The organism is Acinetobacter sp. ME22 (assembly GCF_022012315.1).
In the GTDB taxonomy this organism is placed as follows: Bacteria; Pseudomonadota; Gammaproteobacteria; order Pseudomonadales; family Moraxellaceae; genus Acinetobacter; species Acinetobacter brisouii_A.
On record NZ_JAKLTL010000002.1, the window covers coordinates 31,682 to 55,335 of the forward strand.

Here is a 23,654-nt window from a genome sequence, read left to right on the forward strand (position 1 = left end):
TGACCGATGCACACGAGATATCTACAATGCGCATCAGATTCTCCAATAGCTCAGTCGGTAGAGCGACGGACTGTTAATCCGCAGGTCCCTGGTTCGAGCCCAGGTTGGAGAGCCAAGATTCTAAAAAGCCATGCATTTTTGCATGGCTTTTTTTATGCTTAAAAGATTGAAAAATTGCCTAGATTCAAATGATCAAGCATCGAAAAATTAAAGCGAATTTTTGCTTTAAATAGAAATATTAACTGACGAAATTACTGCATCGTTTAGCATTCTGTGGTTAAATGCCATCACATTTTATTGTATTTACTTCATGAAGGAAGAAATCATGCGCGCGTACAATTTCTGTGCTGGTCCTGCAGCATTACCAACCGCTGTTTTAGAAAAAGCTCAAAGTGAGTTACTAGATTGGCGTGGTAAGGGCGTTTCCATCATGGAAATGAGCCACCGTAGTCAAGATTATGTCGCGGTTGCGGAAAAAGCGGAAGCTGACTTACGCAAACTCATGAATATTCCTGAAAATTATAAAGTCTTGTTTTTACAAGGCGGTGCAACATTACAGTTTTCAGCAATTCCATTGAACTTGTTGGGTAAAAACAGCCAAGCGGATTATATCCATACAGGTATCTGGTCTGAAAAAGCCATCAAAGAAGCTCAGCGTTACGGCAATGTCAATGTGATTGAAGCGGGCACACAAATTGATGGTAAAACAGCCATTACCGATGCTCAAACTTGGCAGTTCTCTGACCATGCAGCATATGTGCATTACTGTGAAAATGAAACGATTGGCGGTTTACAGTTTGACCATATTCCAGAAACTAAAGCGCCTTTAGTTGCGGATTTGTCTTCAAGCATTTTGTCAGCACCGATTGATGTGACCAAGTTTGGTCTAATCTATGCAGGCGCACAGAAAAATATTGGACCTGCGGGTTTAACTTTGGTCATTATTCGTGATGACTTGTTGGATCAAGCAAAACCAGAAATTCCAAGCTTGTTGAAGTACTCTGCACAAGCCAAGAATGATTCAATGGTGAATACCCCAGCAACGTATGCATGGTATTTGTCTGGTTTGGTATTTGAATGGTTGCTTGAGCATGGCGGCGTTGATGCAATGCATCAAACTAATTTGAAAAAAGCTGAATTGTTATATGGTTATATCGATTCAAGTGAGTTCTACAATAACCCGATTGCAATCGCGAATCGCTCATTGATGAACGTACCATTTACTTTGGCTGACAGTAATCTCGACAAATTATTCTTGCAAGAAGCTGAAGCAAATCATTTATTAAACTTGGCAGGTCACCGTTCTGTGGGCGGTATGCGTGCAAGTATCTACAATGCTGTGCCACTTGAAGGTGTACAAGCATTGGTTAACTTCATGGACGACTTTGCTAAACGTCATGGTTAATTGAAAATAAGTTTAAATAAAAAAAGCCTCATCAGATGATGAGGCTTTTTTATATGCTGAAAATATAATTTAAGAAATTTGATGTAAACCAAAACCCAGCAGGAACATTCCCAATACAAAAAAACAGGCTGAACCAAAATCAATTTTCAATTTTGCTTGGCTATGTTGTTGTAGCATGTCAGAAGTCTGTTGTTGTGTAGTTTTCATAAGACAAAGGGCCTAGTGATAGACCTGAGCAGGTAGGGTATTATTTGCCATTTTTAGCATAAATATTCGCCTGAATCCATATATTCCCTCGAATATATTGCCCGATCTCAAAATTCATATAAGCAGAATTACGACTCGCAATACGAATTAAAGTTGCTTCTTCATTATCTTCAAGTAATAAAGTCACATCGTATAAGACGTACTCTTCTTGCATACATTGGGTATGCGTCTTACCTACGATCTTACCTTGAAACCATGCTTCATCTTCTTGCCCTACAGTTTCACCATAAAGATATGCCACCATATGTGAGAAATCGACAGTGAGAGGCGCACGATCTTCTTCAGTTTGTGGTTGCCATGCTTCGATTTGCTGTTGTAGGTCATTTGGTGCAATGCCATTATTTGCCGCCAAAATCGCATTCAGTGCACGGTGATGTTTAATGGATGCAGGGTCATCTACAATAATTTGTTCATGTTCATTGACCTGTTCAAGTTCATAGGCCCACGCATTGAGATGAACACAGTAACTTTGATCTTTTTGGTACTGACTTTGATTGACACTGTACAAATTATCAAAAGCATAAACTGTAGCATTTCCACCTAAATTTAAACGTAGCACCGCTTGAGTGTTAGATTGGCAAGAAATGATACGTTCGATTTTTGCAGATGTTTTATAAGGGCTTTCAAAAATTGGGAAAGCGGTTTTAACACATTTAGGTTTATTGTTTTCAACTGCAACCACTTGGGAAAACTGAATGGTCGCTTGACTAGGCCCTTGAATTAGCCAAGTATTGGCATCCATATCATCTTCATTGGTACAAAGCCCCATCGGCATAACAGGTGCATCAAGTGCTTGACCTAACCATCGTGGAACGATTTGAGTCGGGTCGTCTGTCAACAGATTCCAATGTTCAATATGACTTCCAAAGTTTTTGTCATCGACAGTAATCATGTCAGGTTTATTATTTGGCATATTCATCGGTACACTTGCAGTTGATCTATTTCTATTTATCGAGGGTAACTACTTATTTTTCAAGTCATCTACCGTAAATTTTATGCAATATGTTCAATTTATCAGTTGTTTTATCTGACAAAAACCGTACTTGACCAAAAGGTCAAAGCATCACAGCAGTGTCATGCAGAATTTGTTAAACTAGTGATCAATGAGTGAAATGATGGATAACTGTGGCAAATTTTAAACTTTGGGTCGATGCTGATGCATTGCCTAAAATTTTGCGTGAAATTATTTTTAGAGCTTCAGATCGCTATTTGTTAGATGTGATATTTGTGGCAAATCAGCCTTTGGGTATCGCACCTTCTGTACGAATCAAGTCATTACAGGTGATGAGTGGCGCTGATCAGGCCGATCAGGAAATTGTCAGGCAGATGATGGCTCATGATATTGTGATTACCCAAGATATTCCTTTGGCAGCACAGGTGATTGATAAGGGGGGAGTCGCAATTCACCCACGTGGTGAGATTTTTACCACAACCAATATTAAAGCACGCTTACATTTACGTGATTATATGGATACCTTGCGTGGAGCAGGCGTACAAACAGGTGGGCCTAAGCCATTAAATGATCGAGATAAACGTGAGTTTTCAAGTGCTTTAGATCAAACCATTCAGCGTCAAATCCGAGCAACTAAGCAGAGCTGATTATGCCTAAGATACAATCGCATTTAGCAGTCACCTATGCTTTGCTGGTTCTGATTTGGGCAACAACGCCATTGGCGATTGTATGGAGTGTGAAAGACTTAAATCCATTTTGGGCACTGGCATTTCGTTTCTTTTTAGCATTACCATTGGCTTTAAGCTTGTTACTGATTTTTAAGATTCGCCTGCCATTCAATGCTCAGTCGCTACATAGTTATCTTGCAGGTTCGTTTAGTTTTATCGGTTCACAGATTTTTACCTATATTGCGACCCAATATTTGAGTTCAGGTATTATTGCTTTAATGTTTGGATTAACACCGATTATGGCGGGATTAATGGGCTGGGCGTGGTTTAAACAGTATTTACATGTTCTACAGTGGTGTGGCATGTTGATTGCACTGTCAGGGCTTGGCATCATTTGTTTTTCAGGACAGCAGCATATTCAGCCGATGGGTATTGTTCTGATGTTAATTAGTGTCTTTAATTATGCATTGTCTATTTTTTGGGTGAAAAAAATTCGTGCTCCGCTTGAGCCGATGGCACAGGCAACAGGTTCAATTCTCATTTCAAGTCTTGTTGCACTATGTATGTTGCCATTCATCTGGTCAAAATTTCCGACACATTTGCCACAGATACAATCCTTGATCGCACTCGGATATACCGTAGTGGTGGCATCATTATTGGCGATGTTTTGCTACTTTAAGTTAGTGCAAAATATTCAACCGACTACCTTGTCACTCACCAATGTCATGACGCCTCTGTTGGCATTATTGATTGGCGCGCTGTTGAATCATGAAGCATTAACCTTGAAAATTGTTTTGGGGGCAGCCGTTTTGCTCATTGGGCTGTTGGTCTATTTCGCCCGTGATTTGCAGCTTCAACAGAAGTGGCAGCAACGCTTTAAGAAAATGTCCTAGCTGCTTAGGTTTCATCTTGCTCCAGACATTGAGAGATTTTTTCACGATCATGTGGATGTAATGAAATAAAATAGCAACCAATTCTGTAACCATGATCAGTATCAAACTTTTCATAGACCACTTGAGCAATTGCAGCGATATGAAAGAAGTTATCAGGATGACTCAAGGTAACATGCACATAACTGTCTTTGGCAATCGGTTGTTCTGTAAAAAAGCTTAATCCGACTTCAGAAAGATTGATTTGTTCTGTACTTGGTAACATGGTTTGTACAATAGAGTCGTACATTGTGCCTGTTATCAGGTTTAATTTCTGGTTGAATAAGGATAAGATTTTGGCAATTTGTTGATCTTTTTCATTTAATTGTTTTAATTCGTTGTGAAGAACCTGATCAAATTGATCTAGTTCCGTAAGTAGTAGAAAATAACGCGGTAAAACAAAGTGAGGATCATACGGGTCTTTTAAAGCCATTTCTTCAGAAATGACCTGATAGTTAAACCTTAATGCAGCGTCCATACGAGACATGACCCGTCGTTCGGTTTGTTCGTGTTGAGGCTGTAATTGTTCCATAAAATACCCCGGATTTAGGTCGTATGTTTAAACCAATCTCGCTGTACATCGGTCTGAGATATACTCGCGCACGTCGCAGTAATCATTTTATTTCTTTTATTGCACTGGTCTCCATGATCGGGCTAACGCTCGGCGTTGCTGTACTGATTACTGTGTTGTCAGTGATGAATGGTTTTGATCGTGAATTAAAAAATCGCGTCTTGGGTATGATACCTCAGGCGAGTGTATCTTCAACTGAAATCATTACAAATTGGCCTGATTTAGCTAAAAAAATTTCTAAACATGAGCATGTTAAGGGTGTTGCTCCATTTACCCAACTGCAAGGGATGCTGACTGCTCAGGGGCAGGTCTCTGGTCTGATGGTCAATGGTATTGATCCTCAGTATGAAAAAAATGTGTCCATTATTCAGGATCATATGGTTGCAGGCAGTATTGATAATCTGAAAAAAGGCAGCTTTGGCATTGTGCTAGGTAAGCAAATGACCGATGCCTTAGGTTTGGGATTAAACGATAGTGTTACGTTGGTTCTACCTGAAGCGACACCGTCTCCAGCAGGTGTAGTTCCTCGTTTTAAACGCTTCAAAATTGTCGGGATTTTTAGCATAGGCGCAGAAGTCGATTCGATGATGGGTTATATCGCTCTGAATGATGCTGCAACGTTGCTTCGTTTACCTGATGGCGCACAAGGGATTCGTATGAAGCTCGACAATATTTTCCTTGCACCGCAAGTTGCACAAGATATTGTGAAGCAGCTACCAAGCGGCTACTACAGCTCTGACTGGACGTATACACATGGTAACTTGTTTAGTGCTATTCAGATGGAAAAGTCGATGGTGAGCTTACTATTGTTCCTGATCGTACTTGTTGCAGCATTTAATATCGTGTCTTCATTGGTCATGGTCGTGACCGATAAAAAAGCGGATATTGCCATTTTACGGACATTAGGTGCATCACCTGCCACAATCACCCGTATTTTTATGGTACAGGGGACAATTATTGGGGTGATTGGAACTTTCACAGGTGCAGTACTTGGTATTATTTTGGCATCGAGTATCAGTACAGTGATTGACTGGTTAAATACCCGTTTAGGTTGGCATTTGTTTGATGCTTACTTTATTAACTATTTACCATCTTATTTAAGATGGCAAGATGTGGTTGTCATTGTTGTGGTTTCTTTGATTTTGAGTTTCTTGGCAACGATTTACCCTGCATTGCGTGCTGCAAAAATTCAACCTGCGGAGGCATTGCGCTATGAGTAATGTGGTTTTAGAAGCAAAGAATATCACCAAGACCTTTACTGACGGGAAGACTGATGTTGCGGTACTAAAAGGCTTGTCACTGCAAGTCGAAGCTGGTCAGTTTATTTCGATTGTGGGTTCAAGTGGCTCAGGCAAAAGTACCTTATTGCATGTTTTGGGCGGTTTGGATCGCCCAAGCAATGGTGAAGTTTTATTGAATGGCAATCGTTTTGATACCTTGAGTGAAACAGTGCGTGGTGATTTACGTAATCAGTATTTAGGTTTTGTCTATCAGTTTCACCACTTACTGCCTGAGTTTAGTGCGCTTGAAAATGTGGCAATGCCTCTCATGCTGCGGAAAAGTAGTCAATATGCGGAGGTAAAGCAAAAGGCAGAATATTTGCTTGAGCGTGTAGGGTTGTCCCATCGTCTGACGCATAAACCCGGTGAGTTGTCTGGTGGTGAACGTCAGCGTGTGGCTTTGGCACGGGCTTTGGTCACCAATCCAAAAGTGATGCTTGCCGATGAACCAACAGGTAACTTGGATCGTCATACTGCCATGTCTATTTTTGAATTGCTCAATGATTTACGCCAAGAGTTCAATATGGCAATGCTGATTGTGACGCATGATGAGCAATTGGCTCAGTCAGCAGATAAAATTTTGCATATGCAAGATGGTTTATGGCAAATGCCATAAGATGAAATAAAATTTCTTGTTAAAGCTCACAATGTGGGCTTTAATGCATTTTAGACAAAATAAAAATAGTTTATTAAACAACAATGAAGTGGAATTTTATTTTTTTAGCATGGATTGTCGGTGTCAGTAGTCTTACTGTCAGTTTCATACAGCCCTTATCGACGCATTTCTCTATATATTGGATGATTAGCCTGATTCTTACGATAGGTTTATTCATTGCTCAGCGCTTTTTTACCAATTTAGCTATTTTGAAAGTGACACAGTTATTGATGTTGTTTGTCATGGTGAGCTTGTTAGCCTCATACTATGCTCAATCGCAATTAGAGCAACGTCTAGCACTCAGGCAAACTGTTGTCGAAACTAAAGATGTGATTGTTTATGTGCGTAAGATGGGCGAATTGAAGGCTGAGAAACGCCAACAAGTCATTCAGGTGTGGGATACCTCGCATCAGCACACTGTGAATTGGTTAGCACGATTGTCGAGTAAACAGCCTGAGCTAGAGATAGGTCATTACTACCGTTTGAGCGGGCAGGTTCGTCCAGTACATGGCTATGCTATAGAGGGTGCATTTGATCAAGAAAAATGGTTTTTGCAGCAAAATCTAATGGCAACAGTACAGGTGAAAAACGTTCAGCCATTGAGTCAATCTGAAGCCTTAGTTGCAAGCTCTACAAAATTTGTAAATGCACAGCAAGGGCTGCTGCTGAAATTTCGAAATACCATTGAAAAACAGCGTCTAGCAATCCGAACGTGGTTCATGCATGCACCTTTACAACATCGTGGTTTATTGCTTGCCTTGCTGACTGGCGATGAAAGTTTATTGGGTGAGCAAACACAGCAACAGTTTCAAAATCTTGGAATACAACATCTCTTGGCAATTTCTGGACCACATGTATTGGTTTTTGCGAGTTTATTGTGTTTGCTCATTCATCGAATCATCGCACGCTTCTGTCCTAGCTTTTATTTAAAGTTGCCAAAACAATATGTTTTAAGTGTCCCTTTTTTGAGCGGTATTTTACTGTATTGTGCATTTGTTGGATTTGAAATTCCTGCGCTGCGTACCTTGTTGATGAGTAGCCTGATTGTTCTTAGTTTATGGACTCGGCAACGTTTTTCTGCATTGCGTCTTTTATTGGCAAGTGCTGCATTATTATTGTTGTTTGATCCATTGAGTGTCCTTTCAGTCAGTTTTTGGCTGTCTTATGGCGCATGTTTTATTTTGCTCAGAATATATCAGACGATACAGCAGCATCCGCAACAAGTTTTTAGCTATCGTTGGCAATACGTACGTTGGTATTTGAAATTATTGATTGAATCTCAGTGGAAGATTTTTCTAGCACTCTTGCCATTCGTCATGCTTTTTTTCCAACAACTGTCGTGGTTGGCACCTTTGGCAAATTTAATCGCCATTCCATTGATTGGGGCAATCATTGTTCCGCTAAATATTATTGCAACCTGCATTTGGTTGTGTTTACCAAGTTTTGCTTTACTGTTTTTTCATATTGCTGATTTCATGACTACGATCTTATTGGCGGGATTAGGCACTTTGGAAAATGCAATTCCAGTCAGTTTACAGATTTTACATTTCACCTTTTTGCAAATTATTGCTGTGAGCATCGCGATTTTTTTACTGTTTTTACCTCGTGGTGTAATGCCCAAAGCATGGGTCGTTTTGGCATGCTGTCCTGCAATTTTACCTGTTTACGATGCAGAGCCTTTTGCATTTACTGTGCTAGATGTTGGGCAGGGTCAGGCGATTCATATTCGTGATGGAAAAAAACAAATTTTGATAGATACGGGTGGATCATATGACGAACAAAAATTTAGTTTAGCTGATCGAGTTTTATTGCCTTATTTTTCAAGGCAAGGAATAAGCAAACTCGATCAGGTGATTTTGAGCCATCTTGATCAAGACCATAGTGGTGCTTTTCCACGATTGGCTGAAAAAATGACAATACAACAAGTATTGAGTAATGAACGACCTCAAGGTGTGATTCCAAATTTTGATTATTGTCATGTTGGACAGCACTGGCAAGGGCAGCATATAGAAATGCGTGTTTTGTCTCCTAAGGCAGAAGATTTGGTGCATGCACCTGAACAGCAAAATGAACTTTCTTGTGTGGTTTATATTCGTTATTTCACAGCGTCTGGACGTCATGTGAATTTTTTGGTGATGGGGGATGCTGGTGCTCAAGCTGAGCAAATGATGATGCAGCAATACCCTGATTTAGCAGTAGATGTGCTGGTGCTGGGTCATCATGGAAGCAGATTCAGTTCATCTTCGGCATTTTTAGCTCAATTTAAGCCTAAGTTGGCAGTCGCTTCGGCAGGTTTCCATAACAGGTATGGACACCCGAGTCATGAAGTCAAACAGCGTTTACAAACGCTGAATATTCCATTATTGAATACTGCTGAACAAGGCGCTTTATATTTTACGGTGAAGAATGAGCAACTTCACTATGTTGCGGCTCGGCAAGAACGGCGTTGGTGGCATCCTTAGTCAATTGGCGCTCAGCACGCACCCTTGCAACTTGAGTGAGCGCCTCATCTTCAGGCAAGTTGTAAACGTTATGCAGTGCAGGATTAGCTTTAAAGCGCTTATAGCTCCAATGATAGTGCTGAGGATATTTACGAATCAGGTTCTCAATCATCTCGTGAATCAGTTTGGTTCCTTCATCATCGGAACCTGTATAAATTTGTTCAGATACAGGTTCAATAAACATGTCATAGCCTGCATTATCATTACGAATAGCATACAAAAATAAAGCACGGGCTTTGGTTTTTTGAATCAATTTTGCAGATAAGTTGCTTGATGCAAGTGGAATTCCAAAGTAATCAACCATCGCTCCCCCTATATGAGGGGTATGATCTGGTAAAATTACGGTTGTCCCACCGCGTTTTAAATCTTTAAAAATCTGGCGTACCCCAGATTCATCGGTTGGAACTAAGTTCGCATTTTCTCGGCTACGTGCTTCACGTACAAAACGGTCAGCATCGGCATTTTTTATCGGCTTATACATAATGGTCATGGCAGTATGCTGAGCAAACCATGCGTTCATAACTTCCCAAGTGCCAAAATGGGGCACAATCAATACAATGCCTTTTTGTTGTGCTAAAGCTTCATGAAAATAATGCTCGCCTTGAATATGTTGAATTCTTGAAATATTTTTGGCATTGCTTGCACCCCAAACATTAAAAAATTCAAAATAAGAGGTCATTTCATTTTTGATGGCTTCTTTGACAATATATTGACGTGTTTGAGTATTTAACTCAGGCAATGCAATCTGAATATTTAAATCCGCAGCTTTGGCAGTTTTAGCAATCTTGATTGCATTTGCAATAGATGCCAACACGCGAGCAAAAGCACGCGAGAAGTGTAAAGGCAGTTTACTTACAAACTTTAAAGCGCGGTAGGTAAAAGAATTTGAACTAGAATTCGGCATTAGAGAAGATTCGTACACACAATTTATCGTCATTCACAAAAATATTATAAGTGAAAACATCTCTTTTAGACAGTGACTCGGCTTTAGGTGTATATAATGGGACAATTTTTTATCGCTAGGATGTGATTTATGTCCGATTGGCCACCAAAACCATTCAATCAAAATACAAATCCACAAAACTCAACACAGCCCCCTTCAGGTCAAGAATGGCAACTTCTTGAAAAAGTGGTGATGGCATCGGTAAATGAACAGCGCCGTGCTCGTCGTTGGGGCATTTTTTTTAAGGCTTTAACCTTCTTATATTTATTTATCGTTATTTTTATGATGTTACGTGCATGCAATGGCAGTGACAATGATGGTGCAAGTGCATCATCAAGTCGCAGTCATCTTGCTGTTGTCGATATTGTGGGTACGATTGAGTCAGGCGGCTCAAAATCGGTGAATAGTGAAGATACCATTAAAGCATTGCGTCAGGCATTTGCATCAAGTGGCAGTAAAGCAATTGCTTTAAATATTAACTCACCGGGCGGATCACCTGTTCAATCAGATGAAATATGGCAAGAAATCCGTTACTTAGAGAAGCAACATCCAGATAAAAAGGTTTATGCAGTCATTGGTGATATGGGAGCTTCAGGGGCTTATTATATTGCTTCTGCTGCGAATGAAATCTGGGTGAATCCATCAAGTCTTGTGGGTTCAATTGGTGTGATTATGCCGAACTATGGTGTGGCAGGGTTGGCACAAAAATTGGGTGTAGAAGATCGTACTATGACTTCTGGTGAGAATAAGGATATTTTGAGTATGACGAAACCTATCAATCCAGTACAGCGTGCACATGTACAGTCAGTATTGGATGACGTCCATCAGCATTTTATTGATGCAGTTAAAGAAGGACGTGGTAATCGTTTGAAAAGTAATGATCCTGCAATTTTTTCTGGGTTATTCTGGAGTGGTGCACAGGCTGTGAAAATTGGTATTGCTGACCGCACAGGTAGCATGGAGAGCTTACAACGAGAGCTAAAACTTGATAAAACAGTAAACTATACCGTTCAACATAGTCCTTTTGAGTCAGTTCTTGGCAAAATGGGTGCTGAGTTTGGACAGGGTTTTAGCGAAACTGTAACACAACAATTGCAGAGTCAAAAACAGGTGAGTTTGCAATAAATGTGAATAAAAAAATAGACAGGATATTATGACAACTAAACCGATTATTCATTTTGCGCATGCCAATGGTGTTCCATCATTGGTATATAAAAAACTTTTTGATTTGCTTTCAGAGCATTATCAAGTCATTTTTGTACCGCTATTAGGCCCTGATAAGCGATATCCTATTGATAATCATTGGGATAGCTTAGTTAATCAAGTCATTGATAGTGTCGTGCAGCAGGCAAAAGGGCAGGCAGTCATCGGTTTGGGGCACTCTTTAGGTGCATTGCTCACTTATATGGCAAGTCGTAAACGTCCTGAACTATTTCAGCAAGTGGTCATGCTTGATCCTCCTCTGATTATGGGGAAAGCTTCTTTTGCTTTCGATATGGCAAAGATGTTTTATCCAAAGATGGTGGATCAACTTAGTCCAGCAGGTTTATCAAAGCGCCGCCGTGATCAGTGGGATTCTCGTGAGCAAGCAGCGCAGATTTTCCGACCAAAACCGTTTTATCATGATTTTGATCCTGAGTGCTTCCGTGACTATATTCAGTATGCTTTAACTGAGGATGTGATCACAGGAGGCTATACTTTAACGATTCCCAAAGTCGATGAGTTGGCAATTTTTCGAACCAATCCATCAAACTGGTGGCGTGTATGGCCTGAAAAACCTCCTGTTACGACGCGTATGATCGTTGGTGAGGCAAGCGCCTTTTATCAGAATAAATTCACTGAAATGGCACAGAAGCGATTAGGAATTCCATTTACAGTCACTCATGGTGGGCATATGTTTCCACTTGAGCATCCTGTGGAAACCATTCAGTTGGTTCAGCAATTGATAAAAAAAAGCGCATCATAATGATGCGCTTTTTTATGTTTAGAGCTGGCAAAATTGTATCGGCTTTAATAAAGGTTTGCCTCGAAAATCCACTTGTTGTGAAGAGACATAATTTAATTGACCTGAACAAATCCACTCTACAACTTGAGGGTAAATGAGATGCTCTAAGACATGGACACGATCAGCAAGCTGCTCGGCATTGTCATGTCGTGGAACAGTCAATACGCCTTGAGCAAGAGATTGACCTGCATCAAGCTCAGCCGTAACAAAATGCACTGTGCAACCATGCAAACGATCACCCGTATTCAGTACGCGTTGATGCGTATGCATTCCTTTGTAAGCAGGTAATAATGAAGGGTGAATGTTAAGCATTTTTCCTTCCCATGCCTCTACAAATGCGGGTGTCAAAATACGCATGAAACCTGCAAGAATGACTAAATCAACATCCCAATCTTGAAGTTGCTGATGCATGGCTGCATCGAAAGCTTCACGGCTTGGGAAAGTTTTGTGTTCAATCACACAGGTTGCAATATTGGCTTGTTGAGCACGTTGCAGCGCGTAGGCATTGGGTCGGTTTGACAAAACGCCTACGATTTTTCCTGATAAATTTGCATCAATCAGTGCTTGTAAGTTGCTTCCGCTACCAGAAACGAGAACCGCAATTTTGGTCATGCGAGTTTCTTACGCAAATAACACGCGAATTTTTTCGTCTGCGCCTTCAACAGATTCAGCATTTTCTTGGATATGACCAATTTTCCATGCTTTCTCGCCTTGGGCATTCAAGATTTCAACTGTTTTGTCTGCTTCGCTTGGATCAACAGCAATTACCATACCGACGCCACAGTTAAATGTACGGTACATTTCAAAGCGTTCAACATTACCTTCACGTTGTAATAGTTGGAACAACTCTGACCATTCCCAAGAGCTTTCATTGATCACTGCTTGAGCGCCGTTAGGCAATACACGTGGAAGGTTACCAGGTAAACCGCCGCCAGTAATATGAGCCATGGCATGAACATCTACTTGTTTGCAAAGTTCAAGCACTGGTTTTACATAAATGCGTGTTGGTTCCATTGCTGTGTCAGCAAGAGGACGACCATCTACGATTTGAGTCAGGTCAACATTTTTAACGTCTAAAATTTTACGTAGTAATGAGTAACCATTTGAGTGTGCGCCACTAGAAGCCACGCCGATGAGTACATCGCCAGCTTTAACTTTAGTGCCATCAATGATTTTACTTTGCTCAACCACGCCCACAGCGAAACCAGCCAAGTCGTAATCTTCACCTTCATACATGCCCGGCATTTCAGCAGTTTCACCACCAACCAATGCACAGCCAGCAAGTTCACACCCTTGACCAATACCTGTTACGACATTGGCAGCAACATCGACATTCAAATGACCAGTTGCATAATAGTCAAGGAAAAATAGAGGTTCAGCACCACACACGAGAAGATCGTTGACGCACATTGCAACAAGATCTTGACCAATGGTGTCATGACGATTTAAGTTAAGTGCTAGGCGCAATTTTGTACCTACACCGTCAGTGCCTGAAACCAAAACAGGCTCTTCATAGCCTTTTGGAATTTTGCATAATGCGCCAAAGCCGCCTAGTCCGCCCATTACTTCAGGACGAGTGGTGCGTTTTGCGACAGATTTGATGCGATCAACAAGTGCATCACCTGCTTCGATGTCTACGCCTGCATCTTTGTAGCTTAAGCCAGTATTTGGATTAGAAGTCGAGTTGCTCATATGAAGAAGTCTCCGCTTTGGCCGCAGATTATAACCTAATATACGAAATTCTTACGTTATTTATGCATGAAAATGTTATCTTTGCTTAAATTATCCTTAATAAATAATCTTATAAGTTGAAGTAGGCAAACACATGACTGATCGTCCCCTACGTCGGATCTTCATTTTGGTAAGTATTGGGCTGTTGTTGTGGCTGATTTATTTACTTAAACCAGTAGTTATTCCTTTTGTTGGCGCATTTTTTATCGCTTATTTGTTTAGTCCACTGGTTGCCCGCTTGTCCCGTATTGGTCTACCACGTTGGTTATCTACCTGTATTGTATTTTTTGGCATCAGTATTGCGGTCAGTTTTGCACTTTGGTATGTGGTTCCTCTGGTCTGGAAACAGGTGATTTATGCACGAGACAGTATCCCTGCAGGTGTGCATTGGGTGAATCATCGTTTATTACCGTGGGCAGAACATACATTTAATTTAGAGCCGATGCGTGTTGATACAGATCAGATGTCAAATGCCATCATGCAATATATTCAGACCAATTATAGTGTTGATAGTATTCAGACTTTAATACTACGACTTGCTCAATCTGGCTTAAATTTTATCCAGATTGGTGGAACGGTTGTCCTTGTTCCAATTATTGCATTTTATTTTTTATTGGATTGGGAACGTATGCTGACGCAGATGCATCGTCTCATTCCACGCCCTTATGAAAAGAATACCATGCGTATTGTTCGAGAATGTCATGTGGTATTAGGGGCATTTGTGAAAGGTCAGTTCCTTGTGATGTTTTTACTGGGAGTCGTGTATGCTGTTGGGCTGCAACTGATTGGTTTAGAAGTGGGTTTAATCATTGGAATGGTTGCGGGACTAGCCAGTATTATTCCGTATTTAGGTTTTGCGGTTGGTATCATTTCTGCGGTAGTTGCAACTTTATTTCAGTTTGGAATTGATTGGATGCAATTATTCTTGGTCGGAATCGTGTTTATGGTTGGGCAAGTGATTGAGGGCTATGTGTTACAACCATTTTTATTGGGAGATAAAATTGGCTTATCGCCTGTAGCCGTGGTTTTTGCTGTCTTGGCGGGGGCACATTTAGGTGGTATTTTAGGCATGCTGATTGCGTTGCCTGTTGCTGCAGTGATTGTGGTATTGCTCAAACATGCGCGTGAATTTTATGAAAGTACGACATGGTATGGTCAGCCGCCCCAAGTACGACTTAATCCTGAGGATTCAGATTGTATGCATGTTGAAGCTGAAAATATTAATCTTGATATAACAATAAAAAATCAGCAAGATAGCCAAAAATCAAGTAAGATTGATCCAGAATAAACTCTAGGTACATGTGCATTTATGCGTCAATTACAACTCGACATAGAACCTCAACTTGATGCCCGAATTAGTGACTTTTCAGGGCCGAGTTGGGGGCATGTCATTGATGCAATTCGCCAGTTACATGCGGGCTTAGTCAACCGTTTTTATGTGTATGGTGGAGCAGGGTCTGGTAAAAGTCATCTTTTGTCAGCGATTTGTGATTCGTACTGTGAAACAGGAAAAACTGCTATACAGGTATCATTATTACAACTGCTTGATGCGCCTATTGAGGCAATTACATCGTTAGAACAATATGATCTCGTTGCTTTAGATGATATTGAAGCAATTAGTGGTGTGAAACACTGGCAAAAAGCGGTCTTTCATTTAATTAATAATAGTGATCAGGAGGGGCGACAATTGGTGTTTTCTTCACGCTATGCACCAATTGAATTAAAGCTTGAACTGCCTGATCTCCAATCACGTTTGACTCAAGCAGTCAGTGTCAAGTTGCCCAATGGTAGTTTATTCGCAGATCGGCAGGCATTGGTACTTTCAGTGTTGGCACGGCGAGGTGTGCACCTTGATCAGCAAATTATTGATTATCTATTACTAAATGGTCCGCATCAGGCTTCTTTATTGCTGCAAGCAGTTGAACGTCTAGAAAAACTACTTAAAGGTGAAAAAACGAAGTTATCAAATGCGACTCTGCGCCAAATTTATGCCCTGATTGATGAGTATCAGCAAACACCATCGGCTCATTAAGTCGATGGTGCTGACGCGCTGTGGTTGTTTTGAGGATATTTCTGCATATATTGCTGGCGAATCGCGTTACGTTCTTGTGCTGTTTTTGCTTTTTGCATACGTAAACGCATTTCTTGACGTTGCTGTGAACTCATTTGTTGCCAAACATCGCGCATGCGCTGCTGCTCTTGCTCAGGCAGTTGCGTAAACCAATCCATACGTTGCTGAATCGTACTACTTTGTTGTGCCGAAATATCTTTAAGATTTTGATAACGCTGAATCAGTTGTTTTTGCTGTTCAGGACTTAGGTCATTCCAATTGTCATCGACCTGAGCAGTTGTTGTGCTTTTGGTTGAAAAAGGCCAAAAGCGTTCAAAGCCAGCAAAACTGGTTTGTAAAAATGCCAACGCACAAAATGCCAGTGTCACTTTTTTAACTGCCATGGGTATTTTGATCCTCTCCAAATACCATGACCATTTCTAAATCCTCTACCATTTGTGGAGAGAGTTTATTGGCATTGTTATTGACAATTGCATGCTGAGGTTGACTTTTATTGGGCATATTGAGTGCATTTGGCAGCACAATAAAGCCTGTTAGCGTTGCAGCAAGTGCAAAGCCAGTCATTTTCCAGACAGAATGACGACGGGATTTTTCAGCATGGATCTTTTCAATCACTTGGTACATAACAACATGTTTATCTTCATGATTTTTTGCACGGTGATTAAGTTGGTCTGTAATTTTTTTTGCAAAATCATCATTCTTCATGTGATGATCCTCCAACATGTGGATTAAGGTGTGCTAATGCTGTTCTTAAACCTTGTATAGCGCGGTGATAGTGGGTTTTTACACTTCCTTCGCTACAATTCATAATCTGAGCAGTGGTTTGGGTATCAAAGCCTTCCCATGCGCGTAACATAAAAGCTTGTTGCTGGCGAACAGGAAGTTGGCGGATCGCGGCTTGAATTTCATCAATCGTGACTTCTTGATCAAGAACATCGAAAGGGTTTAGCTGTTGTTCATCGGCAATCTCAAGAACTTCTTCATTGTCATCATCAAGATTAACTTTTTTGAAGAAAGAGAAAGGCTGTGCTTTTCGGGCTTCTTTGCGACGCCAGTCTTGCAGTTTGTGATTTAGGATCGTGTAAAACAGTGGGTACCATTCATTTATTGGCTTGTCCGCATAAGACTTGTGCAGTGCAATAAATGCTTCTTGTACTAAGTCCATTGCAATTCCATGTTGACCTTGAGTTGCATTTTCCATCATCACCAAGGCACGACCTGTCACGTCCTGCATAAAGATCTTCAGACGTTGTTCAGCCGTTTGGGCTTGACTCAGCTCAGACTTGGTCTCTTTTGGTGTTAGATCCATAGAGATGGAAAATCCTGTCATGGGATACCCACCATAATGCTTCAACAATTTATTTCTATAACGTTAAAACACTATGGAAGGTTGACAATATTACGTAATTTTTTTCAGTTTAAAATAATTTTCACTCAAAAGGGCGATAATTAAAATAAATTAAACGATTTACTGGCGTTGACGAACCATTTCAAATAAACAAATTGAACCTGCAATTGCAACATTAAGTGATTCTTGTCCACCTGGTTGAGGAATCGTGACTGCTTTAGCATGCGACAGTGCATATTCAGAAGCACCTTGTCCTTCATTGCCTAAAATCCAAACACTTGCTTTGGTCAAGTCTTGTGTATAAAGGCTTTCAGGACGATGTGAACTGGTGACATAGACAGGGATTTGGAATTCAGATAATAAAAGGCGAAGATCGGCATTTTCAAAGCAGACTAATGAAAATTGTGCGCCCATACCTGCACGCAAAACGCGAGGCGACCATAATGCTGCAACGCCTTTGGTACAAATCACTTGTTTTACATTGGCTGCTGCTGCTGAGCGTAATAGTGTTCCAACATTACCTGGATCTTGAACATCATCCAAAATTAAAGTATCTGCTTTAAAATCTACAGTTTGCGAATGCTTTGGGATGTCGATAATAGCAAGACAAGCTAGTGATGTACCCAGTGTACTTAAATCTTTATATAAGCTTTCACTGATAATAAAAATTTGTCCTTGGTATTGCGCTTGGATTTTTTCCAGATCGGGATGTTCTAATGCAGACTCTGTTGTAAATAGAGAAACAAGATTTTTATGCGCTTGCAACCATGCGAGGCATAAATGTGTCCCTTCAAGAACTGTTTGCTGATGTTTTTTACGATATTGATTTTGCTCAATGAGTGAACGCAAATGTTTGATTTTTGCATTATCTTTTGAAGCAAGGAAAGTCATGGACATGGGAATAACCGCTTAGATGTAAGGCTTAGCTTACATCTAAGTTTAAAACAATAAAAGATGAATTAGTGATAGCTGGTTACAAGTTCAACTTCATCCTTACTACCCAAAATCACAGGAACACGTTGGTGAAGCTCAGTAGGTTGAATATCTAGGATACGGACACGACCTGTTGTTGCTGCACCACCAGCTTGTTCGATCAGCATACTCATAGGATTTGCTTCGTACATGAGACGTAAACGACCTGCTTTTTTCGGGTCTTTCAAGTCATACGGATACATGAAAATACCGCTACGACATAAAATACGGTGGACATCACCGACCATACAGGCAACCCAACGCATATTGAAGTCTTTGCCTCGAACGCCTGTTTTACCTTCAAGTAACTCATTGATATAGCGTTGTACAGGCGCTTCCCAGTGACGTTGATTAGATGCATTAATGGCGTATTCTTGAGTTGCTGGGTTAATGCTAATATCAGTTTTAGTGAGGATAAATTCTTGAGTGTCGATGTCGTAAGTAAAGAAAACTGTGCCAGCACCGACAGTTAAGGCAAGCATGGTTGATGGACCATACATGACATAGCCCGCAGCAACTTGTTCAGTACCTGCTTGCATAAAGTCTTCTGCTTGAGTTACGGCATTTTTTGCAGGAAGAATTGAGAAAATTGTTCCTACACACATATTGATATCAATGTTACTAGAGCCATCAAGTGGATCAAATAAAACCAAAAACTGACCATTTTCTTGAGCAGAAGTAAACGTATCAAGTTCTTCTGACGCTAAACCGCCGACGTTTGGATGAGATTGTAATGCATCAATCAAAATTTGATTTGAAATAACGTCCAGTTTTTTCTGAGTTTCTCCCTGAACATTTTCATGTTCTGCACTGCCTAAAATACCTGCAATTGCACCTTTTTGTAATGCTTGGTCAATGGTTTTGCAGCTATCAATAATCGCTTCAATAACATTGGCTAATTCTGGTGTAAGATTTCCCGTTTGTTGTTTTAAATATTGGGATAATGTGGCTGTTGACATAATGAAGTTGCTCCAAATTTTGCGCAAAGTGTTCTTGGCTAGAACGGCTGTGCATATTTTAGATGAGAACCACAGAAAATAAAAATTTTCTTGACACAATTGACCGTATTTTTCATATTGCAAGTCTTACAGAACATGCTATGTTTAAGCCATAACAAAATGAAAAGAGGATATTGCCATGACAACGAAAATGTTTGATGCTATGCCAACACCAAATGAAGCAATTGATTTTGCTGAAATTACTGACGAAAATGTGAAGTCGGCTTGGGCAGATTATTCAGCAAAACCTGAATATAAAGAATTTAATAAACATGACATGATTGAGTCGATGCAATCTGTCACGATTGATGAAACCATGAAGTCATCTCTTGATCATTAAAAAAGCGCTCCAAATTTGAGCGCTTTTTTGTTGGTGAACTTATTTTAATAGTGGAGGCACTGCTTCATAGTTGAGTTCAACGCGACGGTTTTCTTTCCATGCACTTTCATCATGTCCTGGATTAATTGGCATTTCTTTACCATAGCTTACAGTTTCAAGCTGAGTTGGGTTAACGCCATACGAAACGAGATAGTTAAATACAGATTTCGCACGACGTTCACCCAATGCCATATTATATTCACGTGTACCGCGTTCATCGGTATGACCTGTCAATGCGATTTTAGAATTTAAGTTGGCTTTTAAGAAGTCGGCATGAGCTTGTAATGTCTGATAATCAGTTGGCGATAGGTCACTGCTATCATAACCAAAATGGACAACACGTTGTGCAAGGAATGAACGGTTTGCATCTGTCACGCCTTTTGCAGATGCGCCTGTTAAGTTGCGTGCATCGATTGCAGCATCATCACTTAAACCACTGGTATCTACACTGGTTGTTCCCGATGGATTGGTTGTCACAGGTGCAACTTGTGCAGGTTTACGACTCGCACAGCCTGTAAAAATAACTGTAGATGCCAGTACAGGCAGAATCAAAAGTTTTAAGGTGTTCATAATCATTACTCCATAATTACAATCGTGTAATACTCAAAATTATTTAGGTGCCCATGCAGGTTCACGTACTTCACCTTGCTCACTTGGCAAGTTCATACGGAATTGTCCATTGGTTGAAATAATGGATAACAAGCCTCTGTTGCCTTCATGTGTGGCATATACCACCATTTGCCCGTTTGGAGAAAAACTTGGTGACTCATCAAGATTGGTTGGTGTTAGTACATTTAATACACCTGAGTTGAGATCTTGAATTGCAACTTTAAAGCTACTGCCAACAGGGCGATGTACCATTGCAAGTTTTTGACCGTCTGCATTTAATGTACCGCGTGCATTAAATGTGCCACGGAAGGTAATGCGTTTGGTTGAACCATCAGCAAAGGTATAGCGATAAATTTGTGGTGAACCGCCACGGTCAGAAGTAAAAATAAATGACTTTCCATCTGGGGCATAGCGTGCTTCTGTATCAATCGCTGAGTCATTGGTGATACGTTCGTATTGGCGTGTTGCTATATCCATCCGATAAATATCAGGATTTCCATCCATTGATGATGTAAATAACATCGACTTGCCATCTGGAGAGAAACTTGGAGCGCCATTTAGACCTTTAAAGTTGGTTAAAACTTGACGTTGTCCTGTTGATAAGTCTTGCAAATAAATAGCAGGGCGCTTGGTTTCAAAAGAAACATAGGCAATCTGTTTGCCATCAGGCGTCCAAGCAGGCGAAAGAATTGGATAATGAGAAGACAATACAGTAAATGGTCGTTCACCATCGGTATCTGCAATTTGTAGCGTGTAGCGTTTATCTGAATTTGTCGGGTCACGAAGCACGTAGGCAATCCGACCGCTAAAATCGCCTTGAATGCCTGTGAGGGCTTGATAAATCGCATCACTCATCATATGCGCTGCTTGGCGTATACGTGAATTTGGCACAGTCAAAACTTCATTCAGCAGGTATTTTTGTTTGTCTACATCGTAAAGCTGATAGTGAACTTGGGCGCTATTGGCATCGATGGCTGTGATTTTACCCACCACAACATATGGAATACCCGCTGCTTTCCAGTTGTCTGCACTGACTTGATCAATTGCTGCACTGGTTGGTAAGTTTTGCGATGCGCTACTAAAACGCCCAGAACGGTTTAAATCCGTTTCAACAATTGGGTAAATACTCTGATCATTGCTAAAAGGAACGATTGCAATCTTTGGTGCTTGATCGGGTGCCTTTGCAATTTCAAGATGTAATTGAGCTGAGGTGGTTGTGGATAGGCTTGAGCCAAATGCCGCAACAAATGCGAATGCAAGGAGATGTTGACGTTTCATTTCCATCATTATGTGCAGTTCTTAGGATGACAAGGTTTTACACAATCTAAACTATGCAGGTCAAATAAACTATTACTTTGCTGTAAAAGTTATATAAATAATTTTGAGTTCACTTGGAGTTAGGTAAGGCGCAGATTTTAAAATGGCTTGACGAATACTGTCTTGCATTTCTTGTGAGTTGCTTTGAATGTCTATACTTAAAACATTTCCGTCTAAATCCAGTTGGATTTTTGCTTTTGCAGTTTGCCCTACAGTATTGTTTGGAACATCCCAAGCTGCATGAATTTTACATGTATACAGTTGAGCGAGCTGAGAGGTAGATAATTCCTCATCTGTTTCGAGCTTATTTGTAAGATGGAGTGTGTGACGACATGTTGCATCAATATTTGCTTGTTTTTTTGCTTCTGGTGTTGCTTTTATTTTGGTTGGTTTAAGTTGATTCGGTATAGATGCTATCTGTTGTGCGGATACAGAATAACAGGCGCTTAGACTTAAGCAAGTAATGAAACCAATTAAAAGATAGTGATGAGCTGATTTAAAATGAAACATGGTTTTAGATTAAGTATGATTTTCTTGTGAAAAATCATACTTAATCTTGAATTATTTTGCAGTGAATGATGCACTAAAACTTTGTGCTTCACGACGTGCATCAGGATCAGTTGGCATTGGATAAGGTGCAGCACGGCGAACAGCAGCTTCAACACTTGCCTTAACATCGGGATCATTTGAGCTGACCAATACCGAAGCAACACCTCCTGAAGCAGTCAGGGTTACACGTACGCTAGCAGTTTTACCTGTAGAGCCAGATGGAACATCCCACACACTTTTAATTTTATTCTGGAAGTCACGTTTTGCCGTTGAGGCAATCCGTTTGGCTTCTGCTTTTTTATTGGCAGCATCTTTGGCTGCTTGTGCTTTTGCATCAGACTCTGCTTTGGCTTTTGCATCCGCCGCAGCTTTTGCATCTGCCTGTTTTTTTGCTTCTAGGTCTGCTTTATGCTTGGCATCTGCTGCTGCTTTATCTGCTGCCTTTTTCGCTTCTGCATCGGCTTTACGTTTAGCATCTGCAGCCGCCTGTTTTTTTGCTTCCGCATTTGCTTTGGCACGTGCCTCAGCCGCAGCCTGCTTTTGAGCTTCTAAAGTCGCTTGTTTCTTGGCATCAGCCTCGGCTTGCTTTTTGGCTTGTAACGCTGCCTGTTTTTTTGCTTCCGCATTTGCTTTGGCACGTGCCTCAGCCGCAGCCTGCTTTTGAGCTTCTAAAGTCGCTTGTTTCTTGGCATCAGCCTCGGCTTGCTTTTTGGCTTGTAACGCTGCCTGATGTTTTGCTTCAGCATTTGCTTTGGCACGTGCCTCAGCCGCAGCCTGCTTTTGAGCTTCTAAAGCGGCTTGTTTCTTAGCATCAGCCTCGGCTTGCTTTTTGGCTTGTAGCGCTGCTTGACGTTTTGCTTCGGCACGTGCCTCAGCCGCAGCCTGCTTTTGAGCTTCTAAAGTCGCTTGTTTCTTGGCATCAGCCTCGGCTTGCTTTTTGGCTTGTAGTGCTGCTTTATGTTTTGCTTCAGCATTTGCTTTAGCACGTGCCTCAGCCGCAGCCTGCTTTTGAGCTTCTAAAGCGGCTTGTTTCTTGGCATCAGCCTCGGCTTGCTTTTTGGCTTGTAGCGCTGCTTGATGTTTTGCTTCTGCATTTGCTTTAGTACGTGCCTCAGCCTCAGCTTGCTTTTGAGCTTCTAAAGCGGCTTGTTTCTTGGCATCAGCCTCGGCTTGTTTTTGAGCTTGTAATGCTGCTTGATGTTTTGCTGCGGTAGCAGCAGCTAAAGCAGCAAGCTGCTGTGTATCTGGTGTTGTTTGTTTGGGTTGCTCTGTGGGTTCAGCCGTTTGTGCAGTATCTTGCTCTGGTGCAGTTGCTGTTTCAGTTTGTTCTGTTTGCGGGAGAGTTTTCGGATCAACCAAATAGGTTTTGAGCTTTTTGGGTGGTTCAGGTGGTTTACTTAAACCCAAATACAATAATCCCACAATCGCAATTGCATGTACGCCAATGGTAAATCCAATCGCGATGGCTTTTTGCTTGAAAGGAGGTTTTTGAATCTGTTTCATA

The 23,654-nt window shown here is 40.9% G+C and carries 26 protein-coding genes and 1 tRNA gene; 12 read left to right on the forward strand and 15 right to left on the reverse strand.

Going from position 1 to position 23,654, the window contains the following annotated elements; genetic code table 11:
• The first annotated feature begins 39 nt into the window (after positions 1-39).
• Both LVY74_RS02795 and serC read left to right on the forward strand, forming a co-directional pair.
• Positions 40-115, forward strand: a tRNA-Asn gene (locus tag LVY74_RS02795).
• A gap of 210 nt (positions 116-325) precedes the next feature.
• Positions 326-1,405, forward strand: coding sequence for a 3-phosphoserine/phosphohydroxythreonine transaminase (gene serC / locus LVY74_RS02800; protein WP_237813760.1), 1,080 nt, complete (start codon positions 326-328; stop codon positions 1,403-1,405).
• Between the two features lie 69 nt (positions 1,406-1,474).
• Here the strand turns inward: serC and LVY74_RS02805 are convergent, their stop codons facing one another.
• Together LVY74_RS02805 and LVY74_RS02810 are read right to left on the reverse strand one after the other, a co-directional pair.
• Positions 1,475-1,612 (reverse strand): hypothetical protein, encoded by a 138-nt coding sequence (locus LVY74_RS02805; protein WP_237813761.1) that lies wholly within the window; start codon positions 1,610-1,612, stop codon positions 1,475-1,477.
• 40 nt (positions 1,613-1,652) lie between these two features.
• A complete protein-coding gene (locus LVY74_RS02810; RefSeq protein WP_237814092.1) occupies positions 1,653-2,585 on the reverse strand; it encodes a hypothetical protein in 933 nt (310 codons plus the stop codon).
• A 212-nt stretch (positions 2,586-2,797) separates the two neighbouring features.
• Here LVY74_RS02810 and LVY74_RS02815 point away from each other — a divergent pair, with 212 nt between their 5' ends.
• Positions 2,798-3,271, forward strand: a complete 474-nt coding sequence (locus tag LVY74_RS02815) for a YaiI/YqxD family protein (protein WP_237813762.1) — start codon at positions 2,798-2,800, stop codon at positions 3,269-3,271.
• Positions 3,272-3,273: 2 nt separating this feature from the next.
• Positions 3,274-4,185, forward strand: a complete 912-nt coding sequence (locus LVY74_RS02820; protein ID WP_237813763.1) for a DMT family transporter — start codon at positions 3,274-3,276, stop codon at positions 4,183-4,185.
• Positions 4,186-4,189: 4 nt separating this feature from the next.
• Here the strand turns inward: LVY74_RS02820 and LVY74_RS02825 are convergent, their stop codons facing one another.
• Positions 4,190-4,753: a PilZ domain-containing protein gene (locus tag LVY74_RS02825; protein WP_237813764.1), complete on the reverse strand. Its 564-nt coding sequence runs from the start codon at positions 4,751-4,753 to the stop codon at positions 4,190-4,192.
• 23 nt (positions 4,754-4,776) lie between these two features.
• Here LVY74_RS02825 and LVY74_RS02830 point away from each other — a divergent pair, with 23 nt between their 5' ends.
• The 3 genes from LVY74_RS02830 (at position 4,777) to LVY74_RS02840 (ending at position 9,189) form a co-directional block, all read left to right on the forward strand.
• Complete coding sequence (locus LVY74_RS02830) at positions 4,777-6,012, forward strand: lipoprotein-releasing ABC transporter permease subunit (RefSeq protein WP_151709883.1); 1,236 nt, start codon at positions 4,777-4,779, stop codon at positions 6,010-6,012.
• A complete protein-coding gene (gene lolD, locus LVY74_RS02835; protein WP_151709884.1) occupies positions 6,005-6,688 on the forward strand; it encodes a lipoprotein-releasing ABC transporter ATP-binding protein LolD in 684 nt (227 codons plus the stop codon). The genes LVY74_RS02830 and lolD overlap by 8 nt, the downstream gene beginning before the upstream one ends.
• Before the next feature lie 83 nt (positions 6,689-6,771).
• Positions 6,772-9,189 carry a DNA internalization-related competence protein ComEC/Rec2 gene (locus LVY74_RS02840; RefSeq protein ID WP_237813765.1) on the forward strand — a complete coding sequence of 806 codons (2,418 nt, stop codon included), beginning with the start codon at positions 6,772-6,774 and terminating at the stop codon, positions 9,187-9,189.
• Here LVY74_RS02840 and LVY74_RS02845 read toward each other — a convergent pair.
• Positions 9,122-10,132, reverse strand: a complete 1,011-nt coding sequence (locus tag LVY74_RS02845) for a lysophospholipid acyltransferase family protein (RefSeq protein ID WP_237813766.1) — start codon at positions 10,130-10,132, stop codon at positions 9,122-9,124. The two genes, LVY74_RS02840 and LVY74_RS02845, sit on opposite strands and share 68 nt — an antisense overlap.
• 129 nt (positions 10,133-10,261) lie before the next feature.
• Between LVY74_RS02845 and sppA the strand changes: the two genes are divergently transcribed.
• Positions 10,262-11,296 carry a signal peptide peptidase SppA gene (gene sppA / locus LVY74_RS02850; protein WP_237813767.1) on the forward strand — a complete coding sequence of 345 codons (1,035 nt, stop codon included), beginning with the start codon at positions 10,262-10,264 and terminating at the stop codon, positions 11,294-11,296.
• 28 nt (positions 11,297-11,324) lie between these two features.
• Positions 11,325-12,137 carry an alpha/beta fold hydrolase gene (locus LVY74_RS02855; RefSeq protein ID WP_237813768.1) on the forward strand — a complete coding sequence of 271 codons (813 nt, stop codon included), beginning with the start codon at positions 11,325-11,327 and terminating at the stop codon, positions 12,135-12,137.
• Between the two features lie 18 nt (positions 12,138-12,155).
• On the opposite strand, the gene purN is transcribed toward LVY74_RS02855, so the two are convergent.
• Both purN and purM read right to left on the reverse strand, forming a co-directional pair.
• Positions 12,156-12,788: a phosphoribosylglycinamide formyltransferase gene (gene purN / locus LVY74_RS02860; protein WP_151709744.1), complete on the reverse strand. Its 633-nt coding sequence runs from the start codon at positions 12,786-12,788 to the stop codon at positions 12,156-12,158.
• Positions 12,789-12,797: 9 nt separating this feature from the next.
• Positions 12,798-13,868: a phosphoribosylformylglycinamidine cyclo-ligase gene (gene purM / locus LVY74_RS02865; RefSeq protein ID WP_237813769.1), complete on the reverse strand. Its 1,071-nt coding sequence runs from the start codon at positions 13,866-13,868 to the stop codon at positions 12,798-12,800.
• 133 nt (positions 13,869-14,001) lie between these two features.
• Between purM and cxpE the strand changes: the two genes are divergently transcribed.
• Positions 14,002-15,195, forward strand: coding sequence for a chloramphenicol efflux transporter CxpE (gene cxpE / locus LVY74_RS02870; RefSeq protein ID WP_237813770.1), 1,194 nt, complete (start codon positions 14,002-14,004; stop codon positions 15,193-15,195).
• 21 nt (positions 15,196-15,216) lie between these two features.
• Positions 15,217-15,939, forward strand: a complete 723-nt coding sequence (gene hda, locus LVY74_RS02875) for a DnaA regulatory inactivator Hda (RefSeq protein ID WP_151709741.1) — start codon at positions 15,217-15,219, stop codon at positions 15,937-15,939.
• On the opposite strand, the gene LVY74_RS02880 is transcribed toward hda, so the two are convergent.
• The 5 genes from LVY74_RS02880 to LVY74_RS02900 form a co-directional block, all read right to left on the reverse strand.
• Positions 15,936-16,361: a DUF3106 domain-containing protein gene (locus LVY74_RS02880; RefSeq protein WP_151709740.1), complete on the reverse strand. Its 426-nt coding sequence runs from the start codon at positions 16,359-16,361 to the stop codon at positions 15,936-15,938. The genes hda and LVY74_RS02880 overlap by 4 nt on opposite strands.
• Entirely contained in the window at positions 16,351-16,683 is a 333-nt protein-coding gene (locus LVY74_RS02885) for a hypothetical protein (protein ID WP_151709739.1), read from the reverse strand. The genes LVY74_RS02880 and LVY74_RS02885 overlap by 11 nt, the downstream gene beginning before the upstream one ends.
• The gene (locus LVY74_RS02890; protein ID WP_237814093.1) at positions 16,673-17,287 is read right to left on the reverse strand and encodes an RNA polymerase sigma factor; all 615 of its coding nucleotides are present in this window, start codon (positions 17,285-17,287) and stop codon (positions 16,673-16,675) included. The genes LVY74_RS02885 and LVY74_RS02890 overlap by 11 nt, the downstream gene beginning before the upstream one ends.
• Positions 17,288-17,446: 159 nt before the next feature.
• Entirely contained in the window at positions 17,447-18,223 is a 777-nt protein-coding gene (locus LVY74_RS02895) for a TrmH family RNA methyltransferase (RefSeq protein WP_151709738.1), read from the reverse strand.
• Positions 18,224-18,285: 62 nt separating this feature from the next.
• Positions 18,286-19,257 carry a class 1 fructose-bisphosphatase gene (locus LVY74_RS02900; RefSeq protein WP_237813771.1) on the reverse strand — a complete coding sequence of 324 codons (972 nt, stop codon included), beginning with the start codon at positions 19,255-19,257 and terminating at the stop codon, positions 18,286-18,288.
• Positions 19,258-19,435: 178 nt separating this feature from the next.
• On the opposite strand from LVY74_RS02900, the gene LVY74_RS02905 reads away from it, so the two are divergent.
• Complete coding sequence (locus tag LVY74_RS02905; RefSeq protein WP_151776852.1) at positions 19,436-19,636, forward strand: NF038105 family protein; 201 nt, start codon at positions 19,436-19,438, stop codon at positions 19,634-19,636.
• Positions 19,637-19,675: 39 nt separating this feature from the next.
• On the opposite strand, the gene pal is transcribed toward LVY74_RS02905, so the two are convergent.
• The 4 genes from pal to tolA form a co-directional block, all read right to left on the reverse strand.
• A complete protein-coding gene (pal, locus tag LVY74_RS02910) occupies positions 19,676-20,245 on the reverse strand; it encodes a peptidoglycan-associated lipoprotein Pal (protein ID WP_237813772.1) in 570 nt (189 codons plus the stop codon).
• A 39-nt stretch (positions 20,246-20,284) separates the two neighbouring features.
• Entirely contained in the window at positions 20,285-21,568 is a 1,284-nt protein-coding gene (gene tolB, locus LVY74_RS02915; protein ID WP_151776903.1) for a Tol-Pal system beta propeller repeat protein TolB, read from the reverse strand.
• Between the two features lie 66 nt (positions 21,569-21,634).
• On the reverse strand, positions 21,635-22,111 hold the full coding sequence (locus tag LVY74_RS02920) for a TonB C-terminal domain-containing protein (RefSeq protein ID WP_237813773.1): 477 nt from the start codon (positions 22,109-22,111) through the stop codon (positions 21,635-21,637).
• Between the two features lie 51 nt (positions 22,112-22,162).
• The gene (gene tolA, locus LVY74_RS02925; protein ID WP_237813774.1) at positions 22,163-23,653 is read right to left on the reverse strand and encodes a cell envelope integrity protein TolA; all 1,491 of its coding nucleotides are present in this window, start codon (positions 23,651-23,653) and stop codon (positions 22,163-22,165) included.
• Position 23,654: the final 1 nt, after the last annotated feature.